Here is a 21772-nt window from a genome sequence, read left to right as displayed (position 1 = left end):
AAGTACCTGATTTAGAAGCTCTTGAAATATTTATTCATCGCTTTTTCTTTAATTCTTAATGTAAGAAATGCTGCAACAATCATTGATATACCACCTAACACGATCGTGAACACGGCATTCCCACCAAAAAGGTGTTTTGTAAAAATGCCTAATAAAGTAGCAGCCAATATTTGCGGAATCACGATAAAAAAGTTAAAAATACCCATATAAACGCCCATCTTCTTTTGAGGCAAAGCTTGTGTAAGCATTGAGTAGGGCATTGACAGAATACTTGCCCAGGCAAAACCAACGCCCAACATACTGAGGATAAGCATGTTCTCGGTTTTAAAAATATAGAATGTAATCAGCCCAAGGCCTCCGAAAATCAATGCAATAAAATGGGTAATAGGCCTTGAAAACTTCTTCGCTAAAACGGGTAATAAAAAGGCAAACAAGGCGGCAAAGCCATTGTAAAAAGCGAACAGAACACCTACCCAATTTCCTACATCATTATAGGCTTTAGATGAAGAATCAACGGTATTGAATAGATGTTGGGCCAAGGCAGGTGTAGCATAAATCCACATGGAGAACAAGGCGAACCAAGTAAAAAACTGAATTACAGCCAATTTCTTCATAGTAGAGGGGAGAAAATTTAAATCGTCTAATATTTCTACCAAACCATTTTTATTTCCTTTTTTTAAGTAAAGAGCTGCCAATATTTGAAACAAACCATACACGGCGATTCCCAAAGACAAAACATATAACTCTTTTTCCAAAGCCACTTTCGCTGTTCGGTTATATTGGTCCAATAATATCGTAAGGGCTAAACCTACTACTAGCCAAATCACACCTCTCAATCTAAATTTAGATACCGGCGTTTTTATATTTACATGATGATGTGTTTCATCTACCAAGCCAAATTTTTTAAACTCTTCCGGAGAATATTCTTTCGTTGTAAAGACAGTATAAGCCACTGAGGCAAAAAATACGATGGCTCCTATATAAAACGAATACCTTACGGAGTCGGGAATATGACCGGGAAGTGGCGTATTATTTACATGTAAGGCTGTCAATAAATAAGGAAGTGCAGAAGAAATTACCGCACCTAATCCGATAAAAAAACTCTGCATGGCAAAGCCCGAAGTCCTCTGTTCATCTGGCAACATATCACCAACAAAAGCTCGAAACGGCTCCATCGCAACATTGATTGAAGCATCTAGAATCCATAAGAAAATCGCCGCAATCCACAATGCTCCCACATCCGGGAAAATAAACAAAGCAATAGAACCTAAAATAGCACCAATGAAAAAGAAGGGCCTTCTTCTTCCCCATTTTCCCCACCAAATTTTATCACTTACGTGTCCAATTATGGGCTGCACGATCAAACCAGTTAATGGTGCCGCAATCCATAAAATAGGGATGGAATCTATGTTAGCCCCTAAGGATTGAAATATCCTGCTTACATTGGCATTTTGCAATCCAAAGGCAAACTGAATACCGAAAAAACCAATACTCATATTGATTATTTTCGCCAAAGAAAGCCGTGGTTTTGTAACAGTATTTTCCATCTAATCTAATTTTAATACTTCATATCCGCTAGGCGGAACAGTAATTGCAATGCCGTTTTCAATACTTTGTTTCTCCTGGGTAAATAAATTATCAGCCGTTTTAAAGATCTTTGTATTGCCAGTGTTTTTCGAAAGTTGAATAGTCGTCTTTAAAGTATCTTTTCGGTCAAAATTTACGGCTATCAATATTTTTTGTTGTCCGTTAAAACGCAAGTAAGCAAGTTGCTTATCGTTAAAATCCTTATTCCTTACCACTTGATAATCGCCTTTATAGAGGGCTGTGTTTTCCCCGGCTATATGCAAGAGACGCTGATAAAAATTGCGTAGATCCTTTTGTCTTTCAGAAAGCTTCCCACCATCAAATTTTCCACCATTAGTCCACTGCTGCACTGCGGGCACACCCCAGTAATCGAAAATGGTCGTTTTGCCATCATCTGCTCCAAATCCTTCCGCTCGTTCGGCTTTTTCACCCAGTTCTTGTCCAAAATATATCATCACAGGAGCGTTGGAAATCGTGGCAGCCACAACCATTGCCGGCTCAGCCAAAAATGGATTATCTGCAAACTGTTTAGAAGCGATTCTCTTTTCATCATGATTTTCCAAAAAATTCAACATGTGCGAAGAAAACTTTTTTTGAAAATGCATCAAAGTATCAATCTCGCTTACGGAAGCACCACTATCATTTTTAATCAATTTTTTCAAAGCATCGTAGAGACCAACTTTGTTATATAAATAATCGAAACCTCCATAGTTCAAATACTGCTCATACTTTCCAGGCGTATAGGCTTCTGCAATGAATATTATCTGAGGGTTCACTTTTTTTACCTGCGGAATAACCCAATGCCAAAATGCGACAGGTACCATTTCTGCCACATCACAGCGAAAACCATCAACACCTTTCTGCGCCCAGAAAACCAAAATGTCGCGCATCTTTTTCCAAACAGGCGGCAAAGGTGTAAAATATTCTTTGTCGCCATTCATTACATCTACACCATAATTCAATTTAATAGTTTCGTACCAATCATCAATAGACGGATCAGGTCTAAAAACATTATTCCCGGTGGCTTTTGCAGGGTGCTCATCGAACTTGCCATCTTTTAGTTTACTATGAAAATCAGGCCCCCCGGCATCAGCGCCTCTAGGTACAATAAATTGGGATTTTGGAATATAATAAAAATCATTGTGGGGGCTAAAAGCAACACTTGTATCGTCTTGCTCACCAAAACCAATGACAGAATCAGGTTTGGCGTCAGAGAAATAACCACGCGCGACGTGGTTGGGAATAAAATCAATAATCGCCTTCAATTGATGATGGTGCGTTCTATCAATCAGTGCCTGGAATTCTGCCATTCTATTTTGGACGTTTACAGCCAAATCAGGATCCACATCGTAATAGTCTTTCACCGCGTAAGGAGAACCTGCACGACCTTTAACAACATCAGGGTCATCAACCTTAATACCATATTTTGAATAATCAGTCATCGTCGCGTGCTCCAAAATACCGGTGTACCAAATATAAGTAATGCCCAATGCCTTCAGGCTATCCAATGCTTTGTCGTTAATATCGTCCAATTTCCCTACCCCATTTTCCTGGATAGAACCATAATATTTATTAGTAGAATTTTGATTACCAAACAGACGAACCACTAATTGATAAATAACAGGTTTTCCTGATTTATTCTCATTTTCATTTTTTTGCTTACACCCTAAAAAGGCCGCAAACAAAAAAACATATAAAATAATATTTCGACACTTAATCATTAGAACATTATTTATTCAACTTCAAAATAGTGGTAGATTGAGCAGCGAATGCGAGCGATGCAATATTTGAAATTTTTTCTTTAGTAACAACATTTTCCGCGCCTGTAAACCCATTCATTCTTTCGCTAAAACGCCGTGTATTCAATTTTTTCAGCGTATCATTACTGTTTACAATTATCATTATAGTCTGTTTATCATCGTACCGGAAATAAACATAAACTCCATCTTCAGGCACATACTGCATCAGTTTGCCCGTTTGTAATGTTGTGCTATTTTTTCTAAAATTTGCCAAAGTTTTTACATAATTAAACGCGTCGTTTTCTTTTGCGGTTCTTCCTTGTGCAGTAAATTTATTTGCACTGTCTTCTGCCCAACCACCTTTAAAGTCTTCACGCACCAGGCCATCAGGCGCGTCAAAATTTTTCATGAAAATTTCTGTGCCGTAATATATTTCGGGGATGCCGCGCATCGTTAAAAGTATGCCGATGCCTTCTTTATATTTATCAAAATTTTCTCCTATCACCGAATAAAAACGACTCACATCGTGGTCGTCTAAAAATATAGAATTGCACGTTGGATCTTTATATAAAAAATCTTGCGAAAGCGTTTCGTACAAACGGCTAACCCCGCCATCCCAACTGAATTTCCCATTCAATGCTTCATATATTGCACTCTTCAAAGCATAGTCTGTAACGCCCGGCAAATGTGTATCGAAGCCACGATTAACTCTATTACCTCCGGCATAAAACGCTTGCTCTGCAACTGTCTGCACAAAAGTTTCTCCGAAGATGGAAAGGTGTGGAAACTGCGCCTTCAACGCAATTGCCCACTTCGCCATAAACGCAGGGTCATTGTAAGGATAAGTATCCAAACGCAAACCATCGATACCTGCATATTCTATCCACCAAATATGATTTTGTATGTAATAATTTTGAACGTAAGGATTGTTTTGATTCACATCGGGCATCGATGGAACAAACCATCCATCCAATTGTGATTTCCTATCGGAAGCCGAAGCATGAATATCCATCAAAGGTTGGTCGCGGTAATTGGTGTTGGTATAGTTTGGCCATTGATGTATCCAACTCTTCATGGGCAAATCTTTCATTATCCAACCTTCAGAACCAATATGATTATGCACCACATCTTTGATAACTTTTAACCCCATCGCGTGGCATTTTTCCACATAAGTTTTGTATAATTTATTTGTTCCAAAACGCGGATCAATCTTATACAAATCGGTTGCAGCATATCCATGATAAGACGCATGCGTCATATCGTTTTCAATCATAGGTGTACACCAAATTGCGGTAACGCCCAAATCTTTTAGATAACTTAAATGATTGATAATTCCTTGCAAATCGCCGCCGTGCCTGTAATACATTGAATCGCGATTCAATGTTTGGTCTTTCATTCCGGCAACTCTATCATTGGTGGTATCACCATTAGAAAAACGGTCAGGCATTATCAGGTAAATCAAATCTTTATCGGTAACGCCTTGTATACGGTTCGGTGATTTGTCTTGTTGCTTCAACTGATAAGTGTAATGCAAATCCTTCTTCCCTTTTGCAGAAAAAACAATATCAAAACTGCCGGGCTTTGTATTTTTATCAATCCATAAATCGAGAAAAAGATAGTTGGGATTTTCTACCTTATTTACTTTTTGTAGCGTTACACCTTTATATTTTAATTGTACTTTGCAATCAGCAATTTTATTCCCATGTACCAATAATTGCAAATGCGGGTTCACCATATTTGTCCACCAAAACATCGGCACCACTCTTTCTAATGCAGGCATTTGCGCAAAAGAAAAATTAAGAATAAATAAGCCAAATAGAACAGTAAAAAAACGCTTCATGAGAAAGGATTGAAAAGATGAAGGCCATTGCACGTCATAAGTTTAATGGTCATTCCTAAAGTTACCAAATTAATATTGTATAGCGATTGTATTATTGCCGTTTGCAATCACGCAACTCAACACATCTTCACCTTCTAAAGGATTCGCCACTCCCTGAGGGTCAAACTTTGAAATCGGTGTGAGTAAGGCAACGAAATCTTTTTTGAATTTTGCCTCCTGGCCGTTGATAGCAAATTTTTCATTTGCATCAAAGCCGTGCATGATTAATTTTATGTGTTTGAATTTTGAAGCCAGACTACCTTCTACATTCTCCAAACTAATTATTTTATTGGCAGCGTCATATTTCACGAGACGTTTGTAGAACGCGCCTTGTTCATATTTATAGGATTCGCCATCATCTTCATAATAAACAAAACGATTATCCACGTCCCCTTTATAAATATTCAAGTACAATGTGTCTTTGGGCTGTTCTGCTGTCGTTTGAATGAGGGACTGCATCGGAATAATGCTGCTTCCTTTCACATACACAGGGAGCTTGCTGTAAGAGAGCTTCAACACTTTCTCTTCATTCCCCTTTTGCAATTCTCCTGAAAATAAATTGTACCATTTTCCCGCAGGAAAATAGGCTTCGCCAAATTGCTGTTCACTCTCGTAAGGCAATACCAACAAAGAGCTTCCAAATAAATATTCATTCTGATAACGCGTATCGTAAATATGACTATCAAAAGCGTAATTGATAGCTAGGCTGCGCATTACAGGCAAACCGTCTTGCGTTGCTTCATAAAAGTTGGAATAAATATAAGGTAACAATTTGTATCGAAGGCCGATGAAGTTACGTGCAATTTCTGTTACTTCCTCTCCAAAAGTCCAAGGCTCTGCGGACTTTGTATTGACTGCTGTATGGTTTCTAAAATAAGGTGTAAAAGCACCTATCTGAATCCATCGCGCATACAAAGCAATGGAAGGATTCCCGGTGAAGCCGCCAATATCCATTCCGGTAAAAGCAACACCACTCAACCCAAGACTATTCAACAACCTTAGACCAGCAATCATGTGGCTGTCTTCCGCGCGATTATCGCCGGTCCAGATAGCGGTATATCTTTGCAGGCCTGCGTAGCCGGCTCTGGTAAGGATAAAAGGCCTTCTCGCAAAAGAAGCCTTAGCCCCTTCATAACTAGAACGCGCCATTTGCATGCCATACACATTATGCGCTTGCAACGTCGTGGTAGGCTCACCATCATAATCGAAGATGACATTGTTGGGCATTTTATTTCCCCAACTGGCAATTTCATTCATATCGTTCCAAATGCCGTCCACACCCGCATTTGCCAGTATTTTTATTTTATGTTCCCACCAATCTCTTCCTTTGACACTTGTAAAATCCGGAAAGTTGCACCAGCCCGGCCATACCTGAGCCGTCCAAGGTGTACCATCAGGATATTTTACAAAAACATTCTTTGCAACACCGTCTTCATGCGCAGCATAACCATCTTCCACTTTAATACCCGGGTCAACAATTACTGTTGTTTTAAAGCCTAACTTTTCCAAATCCTGATTCATTTTTACGGGATCAGGGAAACGCTTTTTATCCCAAGTAAACAATTTATATTTATCCATATAATGGATGTCAAGCGTAATACCATCCGCAGGAATTTTCTTCTCCCGCAATGTTCTGGCAATGCGCATCACTTCCGAATCGGGATAATAACTGTATCTGTTTTGTTGATAACCAATACTCCACAATGGCGGCATTGGCATACGACCCGTCAAAGCGGTGTAATCGGTAATAATATCTTTTAATTCTGTACGATAAATAAAATAATAATTCATCTCTCCGCCGTCAGCACCAAAAGAAGAAAAGCGATTATTACTGGCACCAAAATTAAAATCGGACTGATAAGTATTGTCTAAGAATATACCATAGTTTACATGGTCATGAATACCTATGTAAAAAGGAATGGTAGAATAAATAGGATCTTGCGAAACGCTGTAACCATAAGCATCATTGTTCCAATTGGTATAACCCGTACCCGCTCTGTCAAGGTTGCCTGTTTTTTCTCCAAGACCAATAAACCGTTCTCCTTTTTGTAGGGTTTTATAAGTCGTCACTTGATCTCCAATCCATGAGGTACCAAGTCCTTTTTCATCTTCTGAAATTAGTTTTCCATCAATGGTATAAAAGGCAACAGAAAAAGGCCTTTTAGTAATAACGGTTTTTACGGAATCGGTCGCAAAAATAATCGCCTCTTCATTCTGTGTAACACGCGTTTTACAAGGCTGAGGTTGTTCAATTACCGCATAAGAAAAATCTCGGCCTAGCTTTTCCTTATCCATTCTTATTCTAATAATAGAAGGGGAATAGGCGGTGATTTGTACATCAGCATTTTGCGTTTGAATCGCCAATTGCTGTGTATTTTCCTTCATGCTGATAATATTTCCGGGAGATAAAACCGGATAATTTTGAGCGGAAGATTCTTTTATGGATGTAAGTATCTTTTTAGGTTGCAAACTGTTATCTGCCTCCTGTTGAGATAATACAGTAGTATTTTGCGCCATTAGCGACGTGATTAGGCTTAAAGAGATAAAGGCTGAAAAAATTAATTTCATCCGGATGTATTTTTAATTGTTGCGCTGCAACGATTTTTTGATAGGATGAAACACTTGAAATACAAATTCCTACGTGTGAAAAATTATCGCGGGCATTTCATCCTAAAATTTAAAGGATAGTAAAGTTGTGCCTTTTACCGGCACAACTTTTAAAAATTGGTTATAGAAAACATCTACTGTTTGGTTAATGTATAAGTACTTGCCAAGATATTTACATCAATCAAGTAATTACCAGCGACTGCAGGATGAGGTGTATTTGCATTTGGCACAGCACTGTCGTAAAAAAGTGTACCTCCAACCGCGGAAGAACCGCCGTATTTATTAGACCAATCACCATTTACCGGCAAGAATAAATATGAGCCTGTAGATAATAATGGAACAGTAATTTGGAATTCACCATTGCTTACCTGTGTAAATTGCTGCGAAGGAACAGGTACAGGATTGGTCCAGCCACCAGCTGTTGCATCCCCTACAATATATAAATTAGCAGGTATCGGGTTAGTCGTAATAGAGGTAACAGTATATGTACCTTTTACAAAATCTACCACTATTTCATACAATCCATCTGCTGAAGGGCCCGGCGTATTTGAACCTGGCACATCACCATCGACGAGCAATGTACCGGTTCCAGCAGTTTTACCACCATATTTGTGACTCCAACTGCCATTTACTGGTAAGAAAACGAATGATTTACCTCCAATTAAAGGAACTACTGCAGCGAAAACATTACCATATTGATCTACTTGTGTAAACTTTTGTGAAGGTGTAGGAACCGGATTATTCCAACCTCCAGCTGTTGCATCACCAACAATATATAAACTAGCGGGAGGTGTAATTACAGGTATTGGTTTTTGTGAATATGGCGTAGTAATAATCTGCATTACATCAGAATAAACAAATACAGTAGGAGTAATCTGAGATTTTACTCTGACCAAAACGGTATCTTTTACAGCCACAGGATAATTTAGACTTAATACTAAATTATTGAAAGCCGCAACAGTATAGCTTTTGGTAAGAGCCGTACCCATACCAATTTCAGACATGGAAGAAAAAGCAGAATCATGTTCACTAAACTGTAAAGTATAAGAAACCGCAGCGGGATAACCATAATCTGATGCAGTCCAAGTTATGGTAATTCCATTGGAAGATGAATCGGCTTGCGTGAATTGCAAATTGTTCGCGCTCGCTGTTAAAACAGGCTGTGTACCTTTTGTTGCGGTTAGCATTATACCATCTTTTTTACAAGAGGCAAGTGCAAGCAACATTATAGCCATAAGGCCCATTATTATATTTAATCGCTTCATACTATTTATATTTTAAATGCGAATAATTAATTTAGATTATTTGGTAGTGCCGCCATATCCGGGGTTCTGCACTAGGTTGGTATTATTTACAATATCTGAAGAAGGAATCGGATATAAGTTGTAGTAATCTCCTACACTTTTCCCACCCGGTGTGCCTCCTTTCCAAGGCCAGATATAAGTTGAGGTCGTAAATTCTCCAAAACGGATTAAATCGGTTCTTCTGAATCCTTCTATATACAACTCTCTAGCACGTTCATCTAATATGAATGGCAAAGTAATGCTGGTAACATCTCCGGAAGTGTTACCATAAGCACGTTCGCGCAATTTGTTGATGTAAGAAATGGCCGTTGCCATATCTCCACCCGTACCACCACGCAATACTGCTTCAGCATATATTAAATATTGTTCTCCTAAACGAAATAAAGGAAAGTCAGTAGAAGCAAACACGCTCGCATTAGCCGGGGTAGTGCCATCTGAATTCATATTGCTAAACTTTGCTGTTTTAATACCTTGCGCAAATGTTGCCACAGCACTGATATCATACACATTTTCCTGCAAAAGTTTTGCACGACTATCATTGGAAGTCGTATAATCTGCTCCGAATAATTTTGGCAATGGAGATCTTGCACGATTACCACCCCAGCCGCCGCCAGGAACTCCGTAAGCACTCGGTCCACCAGGGATATTACCATCAATACAACTGTTTACTAAGAAGGTAGTACCACCATAGTTTTGCGTTTGATTGAGATCATAGTTGATAGATAATATTGTTTCCGGATTATTTTTATTGTTATCCGCCATAAACAGGTTCTTGTATTTTGGCATCAACGAATAGCCTGCACCAATCACTTTTGAAGCATAGGTAATGGCATCCGTAGATCTATCTGTACCAGTATATACTTTTGCATTCAAATATAATCTTGCAAGTAATGCCCAGTCAGCAGCTTGGTCAGCACGACCATATTCATTGGTTTTAGATGCTGCCAAGTCAGGTTCTATCGCCAATAATTCGCTTTCAACATATTTGAATAAATCGGCACGCATAATTTGTTTTGGAGCAGTGGAGCCTATTGTACTATTTTCATCCACAAATGGTGGGTTGCCAAATAAATCCATTAACACCCAATATTGGTAAGCTCTTAAAAATCTTGCTTCAGCACGATAATGTTTTAAATCACTTGAAGACAAATCGGAAGCGGCATTAGTAGCTGTCGCTCTTAAAAATGAGTTAGCTACAGTAATTTGATACACACTGCGGTTGTATAAACCATTCAAAAGAATATTGCCCGAGGTCCAAGATATAAAGTTGAGGTCAGAGATACCTGGGTCACCCCATGCACAAATAGACTCATCTGTTGGCAATTCCTGTACATTCCAATACAAGCGCAGAAAATCAGAAGTACCAGCATCTATACCTCCTAAGTCCGAACTACCAGAACCAGAACTCCCTGTAAGTGCAAAAGCACCATACACTTTTGCCAAGGCTTCTTTGGTACCGGCAGCTGTAGAAAACACGTTTTGAGATATTGTGGTATTGATGGGAATTCTATTCAAGTCTTTATTGCAAGAAAAAGTGGTCAATACCAACGCCGCCGCTAATATGATATACGAAATATGTTTTTTCATTTCAGTATTAATTATAAAAATTAAAAATTAAGATTTAGACCAACAGTATAAACACGTGGATTCGGATAAATCTGATTGTCAATACCGCTATAAATTTCTGGATCTAAGCCTTTATACTTGGTTACAGTAAATACGTTCTGAACATTTCCGCTGATGGTTAAATTGGTTCTATCAGAACGGAAAATTTTACCGATGTTATAAGAGATACCAATATTATCCATTTTCAAGAAAGAAGCATTTTGCACGTAATAATCTGATTGTTGTTGCTTCTCGATAAAATTGGTATTCAATATATCAGAAACAGCATTTGCCAAATATTGGTTTACCGCCATATTGTAGGCAATCCCTTCGTTAGACGCGACGTTGTTATAAACATAATTACCAATGTTTGCTCGCAATACTGTACTAAAACTCCATTTTTTATACGTAAAATTTGTACTGAATCCTAATGTCCATTTTGGATAAGGAGAATGATAAAAGTACTGGTCATCAATCGGATTGATAGCTCCATCTCCATTCAAATCAGCATAAGCACCTTCAATAGGTTTTCCTTTTGCATCATATACTTGTTTGTACACCAAAAATGCATTGGGTTGTTGACCTACATACTCTTCTTGAATCGTTTGTCCTGTTGCACCGGTAATACCACCAACAGCTATACCTTTGAAGGAAGAATCTGCATGCTGGGTAAGTTTCGTAATAGTACTATTGTTATAGGCCGCGTTAAAATTGATAGTCCATTGTGCATCTTTGGTTTGAACTGGAATTAAACTCAAATTCAATTCTACACCCTTACTTACCATTTCACCAATATTACCAATTAACTGGTTGGTAAAATTGGTACCCGCTGCAAGAAATGAATTGACTAATAAGTTCTTGGTATGTTTATGGTAAACATCGATGCTTCCAGAGATCCTGTCTTTCAAGAATCCAAAATCAACGCCTGCGTTTGTAGAGGTAGTCGTTTCCCAAGTTAGTTGTAGATTGTACGGTGAAGGTGTGTACATATTGTAGAAATTATCACCAAATTGATATTTAGAAACGTTATCGCTTAAATAATAGCCTGGGTAGAATTGGTAGTTTCCAAAACCGCCACCTTGGTTAGCCGTTTTACCATCGCTAACACGCAATTTCAATGTGGAAATCGTATTAGAATTTTTCAAGAAATTTTCTTTTGCCATATTCCAAGCCAATGATACAGATGGGAAAGTTACCCAACGATATCCCGGTGCCAATCTGGAAGAACCATCACTACGTATAGATGCCGTTAAAACATACTTCTCATCGTAAGTATATATCAAACGACCCAGATACGAAAGAAGTGAATTCTGTTGTAATCCTGTTGGATACAATGGAGCTGTACTTCCTGGTATTGTATCACCAAAGAAATCATAATTCCTATAATTGTTATTCGTGTATTTATTGTCTTGATAAGCATAAGTAGCCATTGCATTGATATGGCTTTTTATCGAAGAAAATGTTTTATCATAATTCAAGGTATATTCTGCCAAAAGATCGCGGTTTTTATTATTATATTTATTGTTCATCCCGCGAGCAGCTTCACTATTCGATTTCCAAGCATTTGCTGAAGTGCTATCTTCTCTGGTAAAACCATTGGTAGTCGCCACATCAAAACCAAGATTAGCAATCAAATGCAGTTCAGGAATAAATGGAAGGCTATAATCTAGCCGAATGTTACCAAATCCACGGTTATAATTATCCTCATCATCGCGCTGCATTAATAATGCTACCGGATTGAGTGCAGCATTTGGGTTAAGAACACCACCGGTCATCCATTGATGATAGCCACCAAAGAAGGTATTGCTTGGATCATACACGGGTTGTGTAGGATCATAAATTACCGCTGAACCAATAGCACCTTGGTTGGCATTATAACTTTTGGTTAAGCTACCATTCAAGTTTATTTCAACTTTCAAATGATTTTGTAAGAAGGAAGGCGTTAAACTCAATGAACCCGTCGTACGTTTCATTTTATCTGTTTTCAAAATACCATCTTGGTTCAAATAGCCAACAGATAATCTATAGGGTATTTTCCCAACGCCACCAGAAATACTCAAACTATTATTTGAAGTAAGTGCAGTTTGATAAATTTCCTTCTGCCAATTGGTATTAGCAGCTCCCATCAAAGATCTCGCGGTGGAATCGAAATAAGAATTATTATCGATGTAGTTTCTAAACTGGTCTGCACTCAGCACATCCACATATTTTTTAATTTTAGCAACAGAAAACTGGGTATTGAAATTTAACTTTACATCCCCAGGAATCCCTTTTTTAGTCGTAATTAAAATAACACCACCAGATGCTTGCGACCCATAAATAGCTGCAGAAGCAGCATCTTTTAAGATTGTTATGGAGGCTATATCATTTGGATTTACATAGCCAGCAAAAGGCAAACCATCTACGACCACTAATGGATCAGAAGATCCACTTATTGTAGAAGTACCACGCACCCGGATAGTACCGCCACTTCCTGGATGACCTCCATTAGAAGTAACGGTAATACCTGCGGCTTTACCTGCAATCATCTGGTCAAAACTGGTTATAGTTCCCTTTTGAAAATCTTTTGAAGTAAGTGTAGTAACTGCTCCTGATACATCTTGCTTCCTTACCGCACCATAGCCTATAACTACTACATCACTTAAATGTGTACTACTGTCTGCATACAAAGAAGCATTAATGTGTGCACTTGTAATAGGCAATTCTTGTTTGCGATAACCTACATAAGAGAAAACAAGGGTCTTCGCATTGGCATCTGCTGAAATCTTATAAGCACCCGATGGATCAGTAAAAGTGCCTTTACCGGTTTCCTTAATTAAAACGGAAACTCCGGCTAATGGCACATTCCCCTGCCCTGTTACCACTCCGGTTATTGTGCCGGACTGCGCTATTGCCGAACTGCCTAGAAGCAGCAAAAATGCAAAAGACAGAAATTGTAGTAATTGCTTGCATTTCATAATTACTCGATTGGTTTAATTTTAAAATAATTTTTTTAGCTCAATTACCGGGTTGTTTTGGCTGCAATAATGTGTTTTTTGCAATTTTCGGAAACGTTCCCGGAAACGTTCCCGAAATAAATAAAAAGCTAAAGTAGAATTAATATTTTTAACAAACAAATCTTTGTTAAAGAAATTTTTAATTTTTTTTAGGAGAAATCGCAACAGAGCTCCATCTAAGGCTAGTCATTTTGCATTTCATTCACATACATCTGTTTGTTTTTCAATATCTTGCCGGAATATAAGGCAAAGAAAAAGGGCGATAGCTTCACCTATAAGGCTGTAGAAACACGATGGATAATTTCTGCCTCCAAAACAACTTCTTTCTGTAAAAGTGGCTTATTTTTTAAGATATCAAAGAGTAATTCCGCTGCTTTGGTACCCAGATCTTCGGCTGGCTGTGTAATAGTTGACAAAGATGGATTAAGTAAGGAAGCAATACTCAAATTAGAGTAACCGATAATTTTGACTTCTTGAGGAATCTTTATTTGCTCTCCCATGCATACAGAATAGGATGTAGTGGCCAAACGCTCTACCGACGCCAACAATGCCTTAGGTTTGTAAGCAAGTAGCGTACGTTTTATAATTTGATAAGATTCTTCAATATCATTACTGCAGTCCACCACCAGATTTTCATTGAGCGGTACATTACATTTTTTATGCGCATCAACAAAGCCTTTCATACGCGCATTGCCGATAGATACATTTTTATCAATTACCAATAATGCAATGGGTTCGCAATGATTTTTGAGCAAATATTCAGTTGCCTTAAAGCTACTTTCATAGTCATCTGTTACGACCTTTGGCACATCTATATCTTCATATACTCTATCAAAAAATACAAGTGGGATGTGACTTCGCTTTAATTTATTAATGTATTTGTGATCACTGCCTTCTCCAGAAACAGACATGATAATGCCTTCGACACGGCCATTATACAAGTCTTCCACAATTTCAACTTCTTTTTGATACAAGCTATCCGTAACATAAATTAAGGTATGGTAGCCGTTTGCCTGTGCCACCCTTTCTATACCTTTAACAGCCAACGAAAAAAAGTTATTAGCCAGTTCAGGCATAATGACCGCAATAGTCCTGCTTTTCGAATCTCGCAAATTACTCGCATAAATATTGGGGTAATAACCTAATTCTTTTGCCTTGTCTAAAATGAATTGTTTGGTATCCGCATTTATATCACCTTTATCTCTAAATGCGCGAGAAACGGTGGATGTCGAAAGGTTTAGCGCCTCCGCCAATTGCTTGATATTAATAAATGATTTAGCCATTTTTCAAAGAAATTGAATGCAATGTAGCGTATTTTTCAAAAGTGGGCACCATGCTTTTTATAATTCTGTTACACCGCCCGATATCGCAAACTTCATCGCATCCGCAGATGGAATACCCTCTTTCATCAGCTTTGCCTTGCTTCGCGGTACAATATAAGTGATACCGGAAATAGCATAAGAAATAGGAACATATACGACCACATGGTCTAATAAATCAAATTGCGCCGCATCATTTTGTGTAATAAATCCTACACGCCAAACATCGGCTCCATCTACGTTTACAAGCACAGGCTTATCAAATTTTTTCTCACTACCCGAAAAAGCTTTCAAGAAATCTTTGACGGAAGAATAAATTAATTTCACTCCCGGCGTCTTTGCCAACAATGAACCCAAGAAGTCTATAATTTGTCCAAAAATAAAAGAAGAGGATGCCCATCCTATAAAAATCATCAAAAAAATAACGAGCAAAAAGCCGACACCAGGTATATGCGATTCTTGATTAATCCTATTAGGAAATAAACCTCCGACCAGATCAGGTAACAGATTATCAATGCTCTCAAATAACCAAAAAACAAAATAAAGCGTTACCGCGATAGGCGCAATAACAATAACGCCCTGAAAAAAATATCTAAACACTTTTTTGAGATAGTTCTTTATAGGTTCCTTCATAATGGAAAATTTTATACTTCAAAATTAGAAAGTACATTTGATGTTTCATACTTTTATTTTAGTGATGATTGGTATTTACGATTAGCCAACCAACATTTCAACTTTCAAACGCAAAACAGATGAATATTGTTATCACAGGCGCAACCAAGGGAATTGGCAATGCAGTTGCCGAAATTTTCGCAGCAGACAAAAATGCACATCATTTTTTTCTTTGTGCACGTAACGAAAGCGAATTAAAAAAATCAAAAATATTCATAGAAGAAAAATCATCTCAGCATAGCGTAACTACACTCGTCTGTGACTTGCAGATTAAAGATCAGGTTCAAACCTTTGCAAACCTCATTTTGGCGGCAAAACAACCGGTGGATATATTGGTAAATAATGCTGGCCTGTATTTCCCGGGAAGCTGTTACAACGAAGAAGAAGGCGTATTGGAAAAAATGTTGAATGTAAATCTGTTTAGCGCCTATCACCTTTCAAGGGCGTTATTGCCTTTAATGATAGAAAGAAAACAGGGCCATATTTTTAATATCTGCTCTATTGCGGCGTTAAAAGCTTATGCGAACGGTGGCAGCTACAGTATTAGTAAATATGCACTCTCCGGATTTACCAAAAACTTGCGGGAAGAGCTAAAGCCGCTCGGAATAAAAGTTTCAGGAGTTTATCCGGGTGCTACAATGTCTGACAGTTGGAAAGGTAGCGGCGTTGAGGAAAATAGAATTATGGAAGCAAGAGATATTGCGAAAATGATTTACGCAGCAGCACATCTTTCACCGCAAGCCGTGGTAGAAGATATTGTCCTGCGTCCACAATTAGGCGATTTGTAATTTTTTAGTATCGAATCTGTAGGTACTAAAAATGGAGTTACCTCGTCATTCATCTTTACTAATTCCATATTTACCTAAACGGCATGTATTGCTGTGCTTATTTCTTTAATCAAAGAAATATTTTTCTCAATTGCATTGCCGACAACAATTACATCCGCGCCAGCTTTGCAGTTGGCGACAGCTTTTTCTGGCGTAGTAATGCCACCTCCCACAACAAGTGGCACATTAATGTTTTTCGCCACACGCTCAATCATCTTTTCGCTAATAGCATTTAACGCACCACTACCAGCGTCCATATAAATTAATTTCAGGCCCAACATTTCACCAGCCATCGCTGTACATAACGCGATATCACTTTTATCGGCAGGGATTGGTGCCGTGTTGGCGATATAAGAAACTGAGGTGGGGGCGCCGCCATCAATAACCATATAACCGGTCGGAATGATCTCCAGTCCACTTTGTTTAATCATCGGTGCACTTAAAACATGTTGGCCAATTAATAAATCCGCATTTCTACCAGAAATTAAAGAAAGAAAAAATAATGCATCTGCATAGCAAGAAACCTGAGAGGGTGCGCCAGGAAACAAAATAACGGGTATTGTGCAATTGGCCTTTATCTGTTGAATGTTTTCATTCACCGTATTGACAACGACCAAACTTCCACCTACAAAAAAATAATCCACTTTTGCTTCAACAGCCTGCCAAACAATCTTTTCAATATCGGTCTTTTGCATTTTATCCGGGTCTATTAATATGGCAAAAGATTTCTGTCGATTTTGTTTCCTTTCAACAATTTGTTGATAAATATGCTGATCCATTCAATATAATTTTATAGAAGATATTTGTCTTAGGTCTATGCAAAAATGCACAAAATATTTCATAAATAAGTGTTTTTAAATGCGTCAGCATTTTCGCATACGGGATAATATTATTGAGTGCACCTTTACTATTTGAAAAACAATGCTATTATTTATTTTTCAATCCTTAATTTTGGCCATTAAACAATTATATGCAGAAAATAGGAATCCTTGGTGGCGGGCAATTGGGAAGAATGTTGTTGCAAGCGTCCGCTAATTATATAGTGGAAACTTATGTTTTAGAAAATGATGCTGATGCGCCGGCGACACATTTGTGCCATCACTTTGTAAAAGGGGATATTCGTAACTACGATGATGTTTTTAATTTTGGAAAAAACCTAGACGCCATCACTATAGAAATAGAATCGGTAAATGTCGATGCTTTGGAAGCATTAGAAAGAAACGGCGTACGTGTATACCCCAAGCCATCTGCTATTCGTATCATAAAAAATAAAATCAAACAAAAAGAATTTTATAAAGAAAGCGAAATTCCTTCGCCCAAATTTATTGTTACTCAGAATAAAGAAGAACTACGGAAGCAGGAAGATTTCCTACCTGCCGTACATAAGTTAGGAGAAGGCGGTTATGATGGTAAAGGAGTCGAAGTTATTCGATCCAAAGAGCAAATGGATAAAGGGTTTGATGCACCTGCCGTTTTAGAAAAAATGGTAGAAATAGAAAAAGAAATCGCCATCATTGTTGCAAAAAATGATGCAGGTGAATTAGCTATTTTTCCCGCTGTAGAAATGCTATTTGACCACAAATTAAATTTGCTCGACTTCCAGGTTTCTCCTGCAAGAATAGAAAAAAGTATTTTGTGGAAAGCCGAAGCAATGGCACAAAAGGTAGTAGAATATCTTAAAAGTCCAGGGCTATTTGCGGTTGAACTTTTCATAGATCGGGATAACAATGTTTGGGTCAACGAAACCGCTCCTCGCGTACATAACAGCGGTCATCACACTATCGAGGCAAATTACTGCAGTCAATATGATATGCTTTGGCGCATTATGCTGCAATATCCTTTGGGCAATACTTCACCCATCATTCCCTCTTCTATCGTGAATATTCTAGGTGCGGACGGATTTTCCGGCGAAGCCAAATATGAAGGCTTAGACGAAATCTTGAAAATGGATAATGTGTTTGTACACTTGTACGGTAAAGTCCAAACCAAACCTGGGCGAAAAATGGGGCACGTCACCATCTTAAGTAATGAATCCCAAGAACTGATTTACAAAGCGAATAAAATAAAAAACATATTGAAAGTGGTAAGCTAAGTATTCGATTTTATAGTCTAAAACCAAAAACTTAAAAGATCAATTATACCCTTTTCCACATTTTATTTCACTAGTTGTTCCCTGGTTTTTAATAGTTATGCACATTTATTCACATTAAAAACAACCTAAACCTTTTCCGCATTGGCTGTAACGCTTTCCAAATAGGCATTACAGCCAATTTTATTTTGTGGATAAAATAGAATGCCAGAATATTGGGATAAAAGTGGGAAAAAGTGTTATTTTGTGGTAGAATAATTTAATTTAAAAAGAATTCCACAATTTAATGGTTCGTTTCCTAGGTGAATATGAAGTTACACTCGACGCAAAAGGACGATTCCTTTTGCCTTCCGGCTTTAAAAAACAATTGCCAGAAGCGGAGTTGCGTTTTGTTGTTAACCGTGGATTCGAAAAATGCCTCACTCTATATCCCGCCAAAAGCTGGGAACCCATTCACGCAAAAATAAGCGAACTCAATGATTTTGACCCAAAGGTGCGTGCTTTTAGAAGGCAGTTTTTGGGCGGAGCCACAGAGGTGGAAGCAGATGGAGCCGGAAGATTATTATTGCCTCCCACTTTGCGTGATTTTGCTGGGCTTAGCAAAAACGTAATTCTAGTGGCGGCAGTAGACAAAATTGAAATATGGGATGCCGACACCTATAAAAAGATCTTTGAAGAGTTTTCACCTGAAGCATTTAGCAATTTGGCCAAAGAGGTTATGGTAAAACCAGATGCACCAAATGAATAAGGAAGAGCAACATTATCATGTATCAGTGCTTTACAAGGAAGCATTGGAGGGTCTGCATATAAAGCCAGACGGAATATATGTGGATTGCACATTTGGCGGTGGTGGTCATAGTAGGGGGATTTTGGCACAGCTAAACAAAAAAGGACGATTAATAGCTTTTGACCAAGATGCAGATGCGCAAAGAAATTTACCGGAAGATGAGAGGGTCATATTTATTCCACAAAACTTCAAGTATCTGCAAAAGTTTCTGAGATTATACAAATTCCCAAAAGTGGATGGCGTATTAGCCGACTTGGGTGTGAGTAGCCACCAGTTTGATGAAGCGGAAAGAGGTTTTTCAATTCGTTTTGACGGGCCATTGGATATGCGCATGGATAAAAGGCTTGAACGCACTGCCGCATCCGTCTTAGCTAGTGCAAGTGAAAAAGAATTAGTAGAGATCTTTAGTCATTATGGAGAGGTGTCTAATGCTAAAACCTTGGCTAAACATATAACTACTAATAGAAGCATGTCTGTTTTTGCAACTATAGATACTTTTAAAAATTTCATTTCACCGGTAGTAAAAGGCAATCCTAATAAATATTTAGCACAGGTATTTCAAGCGTTGCGAATTGAAGTGAACGATGAATTAGGCGCATTAAAAGAGATGCTGGAGCAATTGCCTGAAGTTTTAAATGAAGCAGGACGGGCAGTTATCATTACGTTTCATTCTTTGGAAGACAGGTTAGTAAAAACATTTTTTAAACAAGGAACTTTTGAGATAGAACAGGAGCATCCGTTTTTAAATTCAACAAGACAAAATCCTTTATTCAATATTACCAAAAAGCCGATTGTCCCTTCTGAAAAAGAATTAAAAGAAAACAAAAGAAGCAGGAGCGCCAAATTAAGAATAGCAGAAATGAGATAAATCGTGTATAAGAACTATTTAGGAATATGAAGGAGCAGAAAAACGAAAAAAAGAAATTGAAGGTGTCTATCAAAAAAATGGTGGGCTATGAATGGATTGTCAAGAACATTGGATTCTTCTTATTCGTGGCTACATTAACCATTGTATATATAGCCAATGGACATTGGGCAGATAAAGCTATCAGAGATATTAGTAAAACAAGTAGTCAGATCAAAGATTTACAATTTGAATATAAAACACTGAAAAGTGAACTGATGTTTCAAACGCGTGAATCGGAATTGGTAAAAGCTGTGGAAGCAAGGGGCCTGAAAATCAGTGAAACGCCCCCTATCCATATTCAATTAGAAAAAAAAAGAAAGTAAAGGAAACAACTGATAACCATGGATGTAAAACGCGACATATTATTTCGTGTGTATATCTGCTTTATAGCAGTTATACTTATTTGCGTGGTTATTGTAGGCAAAGCCTTCTACATTCAACAAGTGCAAGGTAAGTATTGGGAAGGAATGAGTGATAGTCTACACCAAAAGATACAAGAAATAGCTGCAGACCGTGGCACAATTTATAGTGACAACGGGCAAATGCTTAGTACAAGTATCCCTGAGTTCGATATTTATATAGATTTTGGCGCAGAAGGATTAAGAGAAAAGAATGGAAAGCGATTTAAAGAAAATGTAGATTCCTTGAGTATTGGTTTAGCTAATCTATTCAAAGATAGATCGGCAGAGCAGTATAAGCAATTACTCATTAACGGATATCAACATATCTTTCGTTATTACTCTTTAAAGAAGGGCATTTCTTATAGAACATACCAAAAAATGAAAGAATTGCCTTTGATAAGACAAGGAAGAAACAAAAGCGGTTTTATTTCAGAAACAAAAAATATTCGTCTAAATCCTTACCAAATTCTGGCTTATCGAACCATAGGCCTAGACAGAGCCAACTCACAAAATGTAGGACTCGAAGCAACTTATGACTCAACGTTGAAGGGCACACCGGGCAAGCGACTAGTGCGTTTCATCGCAGGTGGTGTGGCTGTTCCGGTAGACGAATCGGCGGACATCGAGCCTAAAAATGGCAATGATATCATCACCACCATAGATACACATATCCAAGAAATTGCCGAAAATGCTTTAATGAAGATGATGGTAAGTAATCAAGCCACTCACGGTTGCGCAATTGTCATGGAAGTAAAAACCGGTAAAATAAAAGCAATAGCGAACTTAGGAAGAACGAGTAATGGCAGTTATTGGGAGAACTACAATTATGCGGTAACACCTACGGAGCCAGGATCCATCTTTAAGCTCGCAACCATGCTTTCATTGTTAGAAGACAAGAAAACGACATTGGATGCACCCATCAATTTAGAAGGCGGACATTGGTATATAAATGGAAGGACGGTAAATGATGCTGAAAGCCATGGCAACGTAGATAACGTGAAACAAGCATTTGAGGTAAGTTCTAACGTCGGTATGGCAATGTTGGTTTACAAT

At 38.1% G+C, this 21772-nt stretch carries 16 protein-coding genes; 6 read left to right on the top strand and 10 right to left on the bottom strand.

The window, feature by feature from the left end:
• Positions 1–11: 11 nt before the first annotated feature.
• The 9 genes from ACQR30_RS15195 to ACQR30_RS15155 form a co-directional block, all read right to left on the bottom strand.
• On the bottom strand, positions 12–1547 hold the full coding sequence (locus tag ACQR30_RS15195; protein ID WP_429736609.1) for an MFS transporter: 1536 nt from the start codon (positions 1545–1547) through the stop codon (positions 12–14).
• Complete coding sequence (locus ACQR30_RS15190) at positions 1548–3308, bottom strand: alpha-amylase family glycosyl hydrolase (RefSeq protein ID WP_429736608.1); 1761 nt, start codon at positions 3306–3308, stop codon at positions 1548–1550.
• 7 nt (positions 3309–3315) lie between these two features.
• The gene (locus tag ACQR30_RS15185) at positions 3316–5166 is read right to left on the bottom strand and encodes a glycoside hydrolase family 13 protein (RefSeq protein ID WP_429736607.1); all 1851 of its coding nucleotides are present in this window, start codon (positions 5164–5166) and stop codon (positions 3316–3318) included.
• 69 nt (positions 5167–5235) lie between these two features.
• Positions 5236–7773: a TIM-barrel domain-containing protein gene (locus tag ACQR30_RS15180; protein WP_429736606.1), complete on the bottom strand. Its 2538-nt coding sequence runs from the start codon at positions 7771–7773 to the stop codon at positions 5236–5238.
• A 173-nt stretch (positions 7774–7946) separates the two neighbouring features.
• Positions 7947–9077 carry a SusE domain-containing protein gene (locus ACQR30_RS15175; RefSeq protein WP_429736605.1) on the bottom strand — a complete coding sequence of 377 codons (1131 nt, stop codon included), beginning with the start codon at positions 9075–9077 and terminating at the stop codon, positions 7947–7949.
• A 36-nt stretch (positions 9078–9113) separates the two neighbouring features.
• Positions 9114–10703 (bottom strand): RagB/SusD family nutrient uptake outer membrane protein, encoded by a 1590-nt coding sequence (locus ACQR30_RS15170; protein WP_429736604.1) that lies wholly within the window; start codon positions 10701–10703, stop codon positions 9114–9116.
• Positions 10704–10723: 20 nt separating this feature from the next.
• Positions 10724–13678, bottom strand: a complete 2955-nt coding sequence (locus ACQR30_RS15165) for a SusC/RagA family TonB-linked outer membrane protein (RefSeq protein WP_429736603.1) — start codon at positions 13676–13678, stop codon at positions 10724–10726.
• A gap of 311 nt (positions 13679–13989) precedes the next feature.
• Entirely contained in the window at positions 13990–15000 is a 1011-nt protein-coding gene (locus ACQR30_RS15160; protein WP_429736602.1) for a LacI family DNA-binding transcriptional regulator, read from the bottom strand.
• Positions 15001–15057: 57 nt separating this feature from the next.
• Positions 15058–15669, bottom strand: coding sequence for a DUF502 domain-containing protein (locus ACQR30_RS15155; protein WP_429736601.1), 612 nt, complete (start codon positions 15667–15669; stop codon positions 15058–15060).
• 119 nt (positions 15670–15788) lie between these two features.
• Between ACQR30_RS15155 and ACQR30_RS15150 the strand changes: the two genes are divergently transcribed.
• The gene (locus tag ACQR30_RS15150; protein ID WP_429736600.1) at positions 15789–16496 is read left to right on the top strand and encodes an SDR family oxidoreductase; all 708 of its coding nucleotides are present in this window, start codon (positions 15789–15791) and stop codon (positions 16494–16496) included.
• 74 nt (positions 16497–16570) lie between these two features.
• On the opposite strand, the gene ACQR30_RS15145 is transcribed toward ACQR30_RS15150, so the two are convergent.
• On the bottom strand, positions 16571–17314 hold the full coding sequence (locus tag ACQR30_RS15145) for a geranylgeranylglyceryl/heptaprenylglyceryl phosphate synthase (RefSeq protein WP_429736599.1): 744 nt from the start codon (positions 17312–17314) through the stop codon (positions 16571–16573).
• A 191-nt stretch (positions 17315–17505) separates the two neighbouring features.
• Here ACQR30_RS15145 and ACQR30_RS15140 point away from each other — a divergent pair, with 191 nt between their 5' ends.
• The 5 genes from ACQR30_RS15140 to ACQR30_RS15120 form a co-directional block, all read left to right on the top strand.
• A complete protein-coding gene (locus ACQR30_RS15140) occupies positions 17506–18627 on the top strand; it encodes a 5-(carboxyamino)imidazole ribonucleotide synthase (protein ID WP_429736598.1) in 1122 nt (373 codons plus the stop codon).
• A 283-nt stretch (positions 18628–18910) separates the two neighbouring features.
• A complete protein-coding gene (mraZ, locus tag ACQR30_RS15135) occupies positions 18911–19372 on the top strand; it encodes a division/cell wall cluster transcriptional repressor MraZ (protein ID WP_429736597.1) in 462 nt (153 codons plus the stop codon).
• Positions 19365–20279, top strand: a complete 915-nt coding sequence (gene rsmH, locus ACQR30_RS15130; RefSeq protein WP_429736596.1) for a 16S rRNA (cytosine(1402)-N(4))-methyltransferase RsmH — start codon at positions 19365–19367, stop codon at positions 20277–20279. The genes mraZ and rsmH overlap by 8 nt, the downstream gene beginning before the upstream one ends.
• 26 nt (positions 20280–20305) lie before the next feature.
• A complete protein-coding gene (locus ACQR30_RS15125) occupies positions 20306–20641 on the top strand; it encodes an FtsL-like putative cell division protein (protein ID WP_429736595.1) in 336 nt (111 codons plus the stop codon).
• Between the two features lie 18 nt (positions 20642–20659).
• Positions 20660–21772, top strand: a 1113-nt coding sequence (locus ACQR30_RS15120; RefSeq protein ID WP_429736594.1) for a penicillin-binding transpeptidase domain-containing protein, incomplete at its 3' end; no start/stop codon positions are given.

Origin of the sequence: Arachidicoccus sp. (assembly GCF_050436765.1) — a bacterium.
Taxonomy (GTDB): domain Bacteria; phylum Bacteroidota; class Bacteroidia; order Chitinophagales; family Chitinophagaceae; genus Arachidicoccus.
The sequence above is the reverse complement of the archived record's forward strand: the minus strand, read 5'-3'. Positions and strand labels throughout refer to the sequence as shown.

Bases quoted from the DNA above. Each gene is read 5' to 3' on its own strand.
- ACQR30_RS15195 (WP_429736609.1), bottom strand. From the start codon at position 1,547: ATGGAAAATACTGTTACAAAACCACGGCTTTCTTTGGCGAAAATAATC.
- ACQR30_RS15190 (WP_429736608.1), bottom strand. From the start codon at position 3,308: ATGATTAAGTGTCGAAATATTATTTTATATGTTTTTTTGTTTGCGGCC.
- ACQR30_RS15185 (WP_429736607.1), bottom strand. From the start codon at position 5,166: ATGAAGCGTTTTTTTACTGTTCTATTTGGCTTATTTATTCTTAATTTT.
- ACQR30_RS15180 (WP_429736606.1), bottom strand. From the start codon at position 7,773: ATGAAATTAATTTTTTCAGCCTTTATCTCTTTAAGCCTAATCACGTCG.
- ACQR30_RS15175 (WP_429736605.1), bottom strand. From the start codon at position 9,077: ATGAAGCGATTAAATATAATAATGGGCCTTATGGCTATAATGTTGCTT.
- ACQR30_RS15170 (WP_429736604.1), bottom strand. From the start codon at position 10,703: ATGAAAAAACATATTTCGTATATCATATTAGCGGCGGCGTTGGTATTG.
- ACQR30_RS15165 (WP_429736603.1), bottom strand. From the start codon at position 13,678: ATGAAATGCAAGCAATTACTACAATTTCTGTCTTTTGCATTTTTGCTG.
- ACQR30_RS15160 (WP_429736602.1), bottom strand. From the start codon at position 15,000: ATGGCTAAATCATTTATTAATATCAAGCAATTGGCGGAGGCGCTAAAC.
- ACQR30_RS15155 (WP_429736601.1), bottom strand. From the start codon at position 15,669: ATGAAGGAACCTATAAAGAACTATCTCAAAAAAGTGTTTAGATATTTT.
- ACQR30_RS15150 (WP_429736600.1), top strand. From the start codon at position 15,789: ATGAATATTGTTATCACAGGCGCAACCAAGGGAATTGGCAATGCAGTT.
- ACQR30_RS15145 (WP_429736599.1), bottom strand. From the start codon at position 17,314: ATGGATCAGCATATTTATCAACAAATTGTTGAAAGGAAACAAAATCGA.
- ACQR30_RS15140 (WP_429736598.1), top strand. From the start codon at position 17,506: ATGCAGAAAATAGGAATCCTTGGTGGCGGGCAATTGGGAAGAATGTTG.
- mraZ (WP_429736597.1), top strand. From the start codon at position 18,911: ATGGTTCGTTTCCTAGGTGAATATGAAGTTACACTCGACGCAAAAGGA.
- rsmH (WP_429736596.1), top strand. From the start codon at position 19,365: ATGAATAAGGAAGAGCAACATTATCATGTATCAGTGCTTTACAAGGAA.
- ACQR30_RS15125 (WP_429736595.1), top strand. From the start codon at position 20,306: ATGAAGGAGCAGAAAAACGAAAAAAAGAAATTGAAGGTGTCTATCAAA.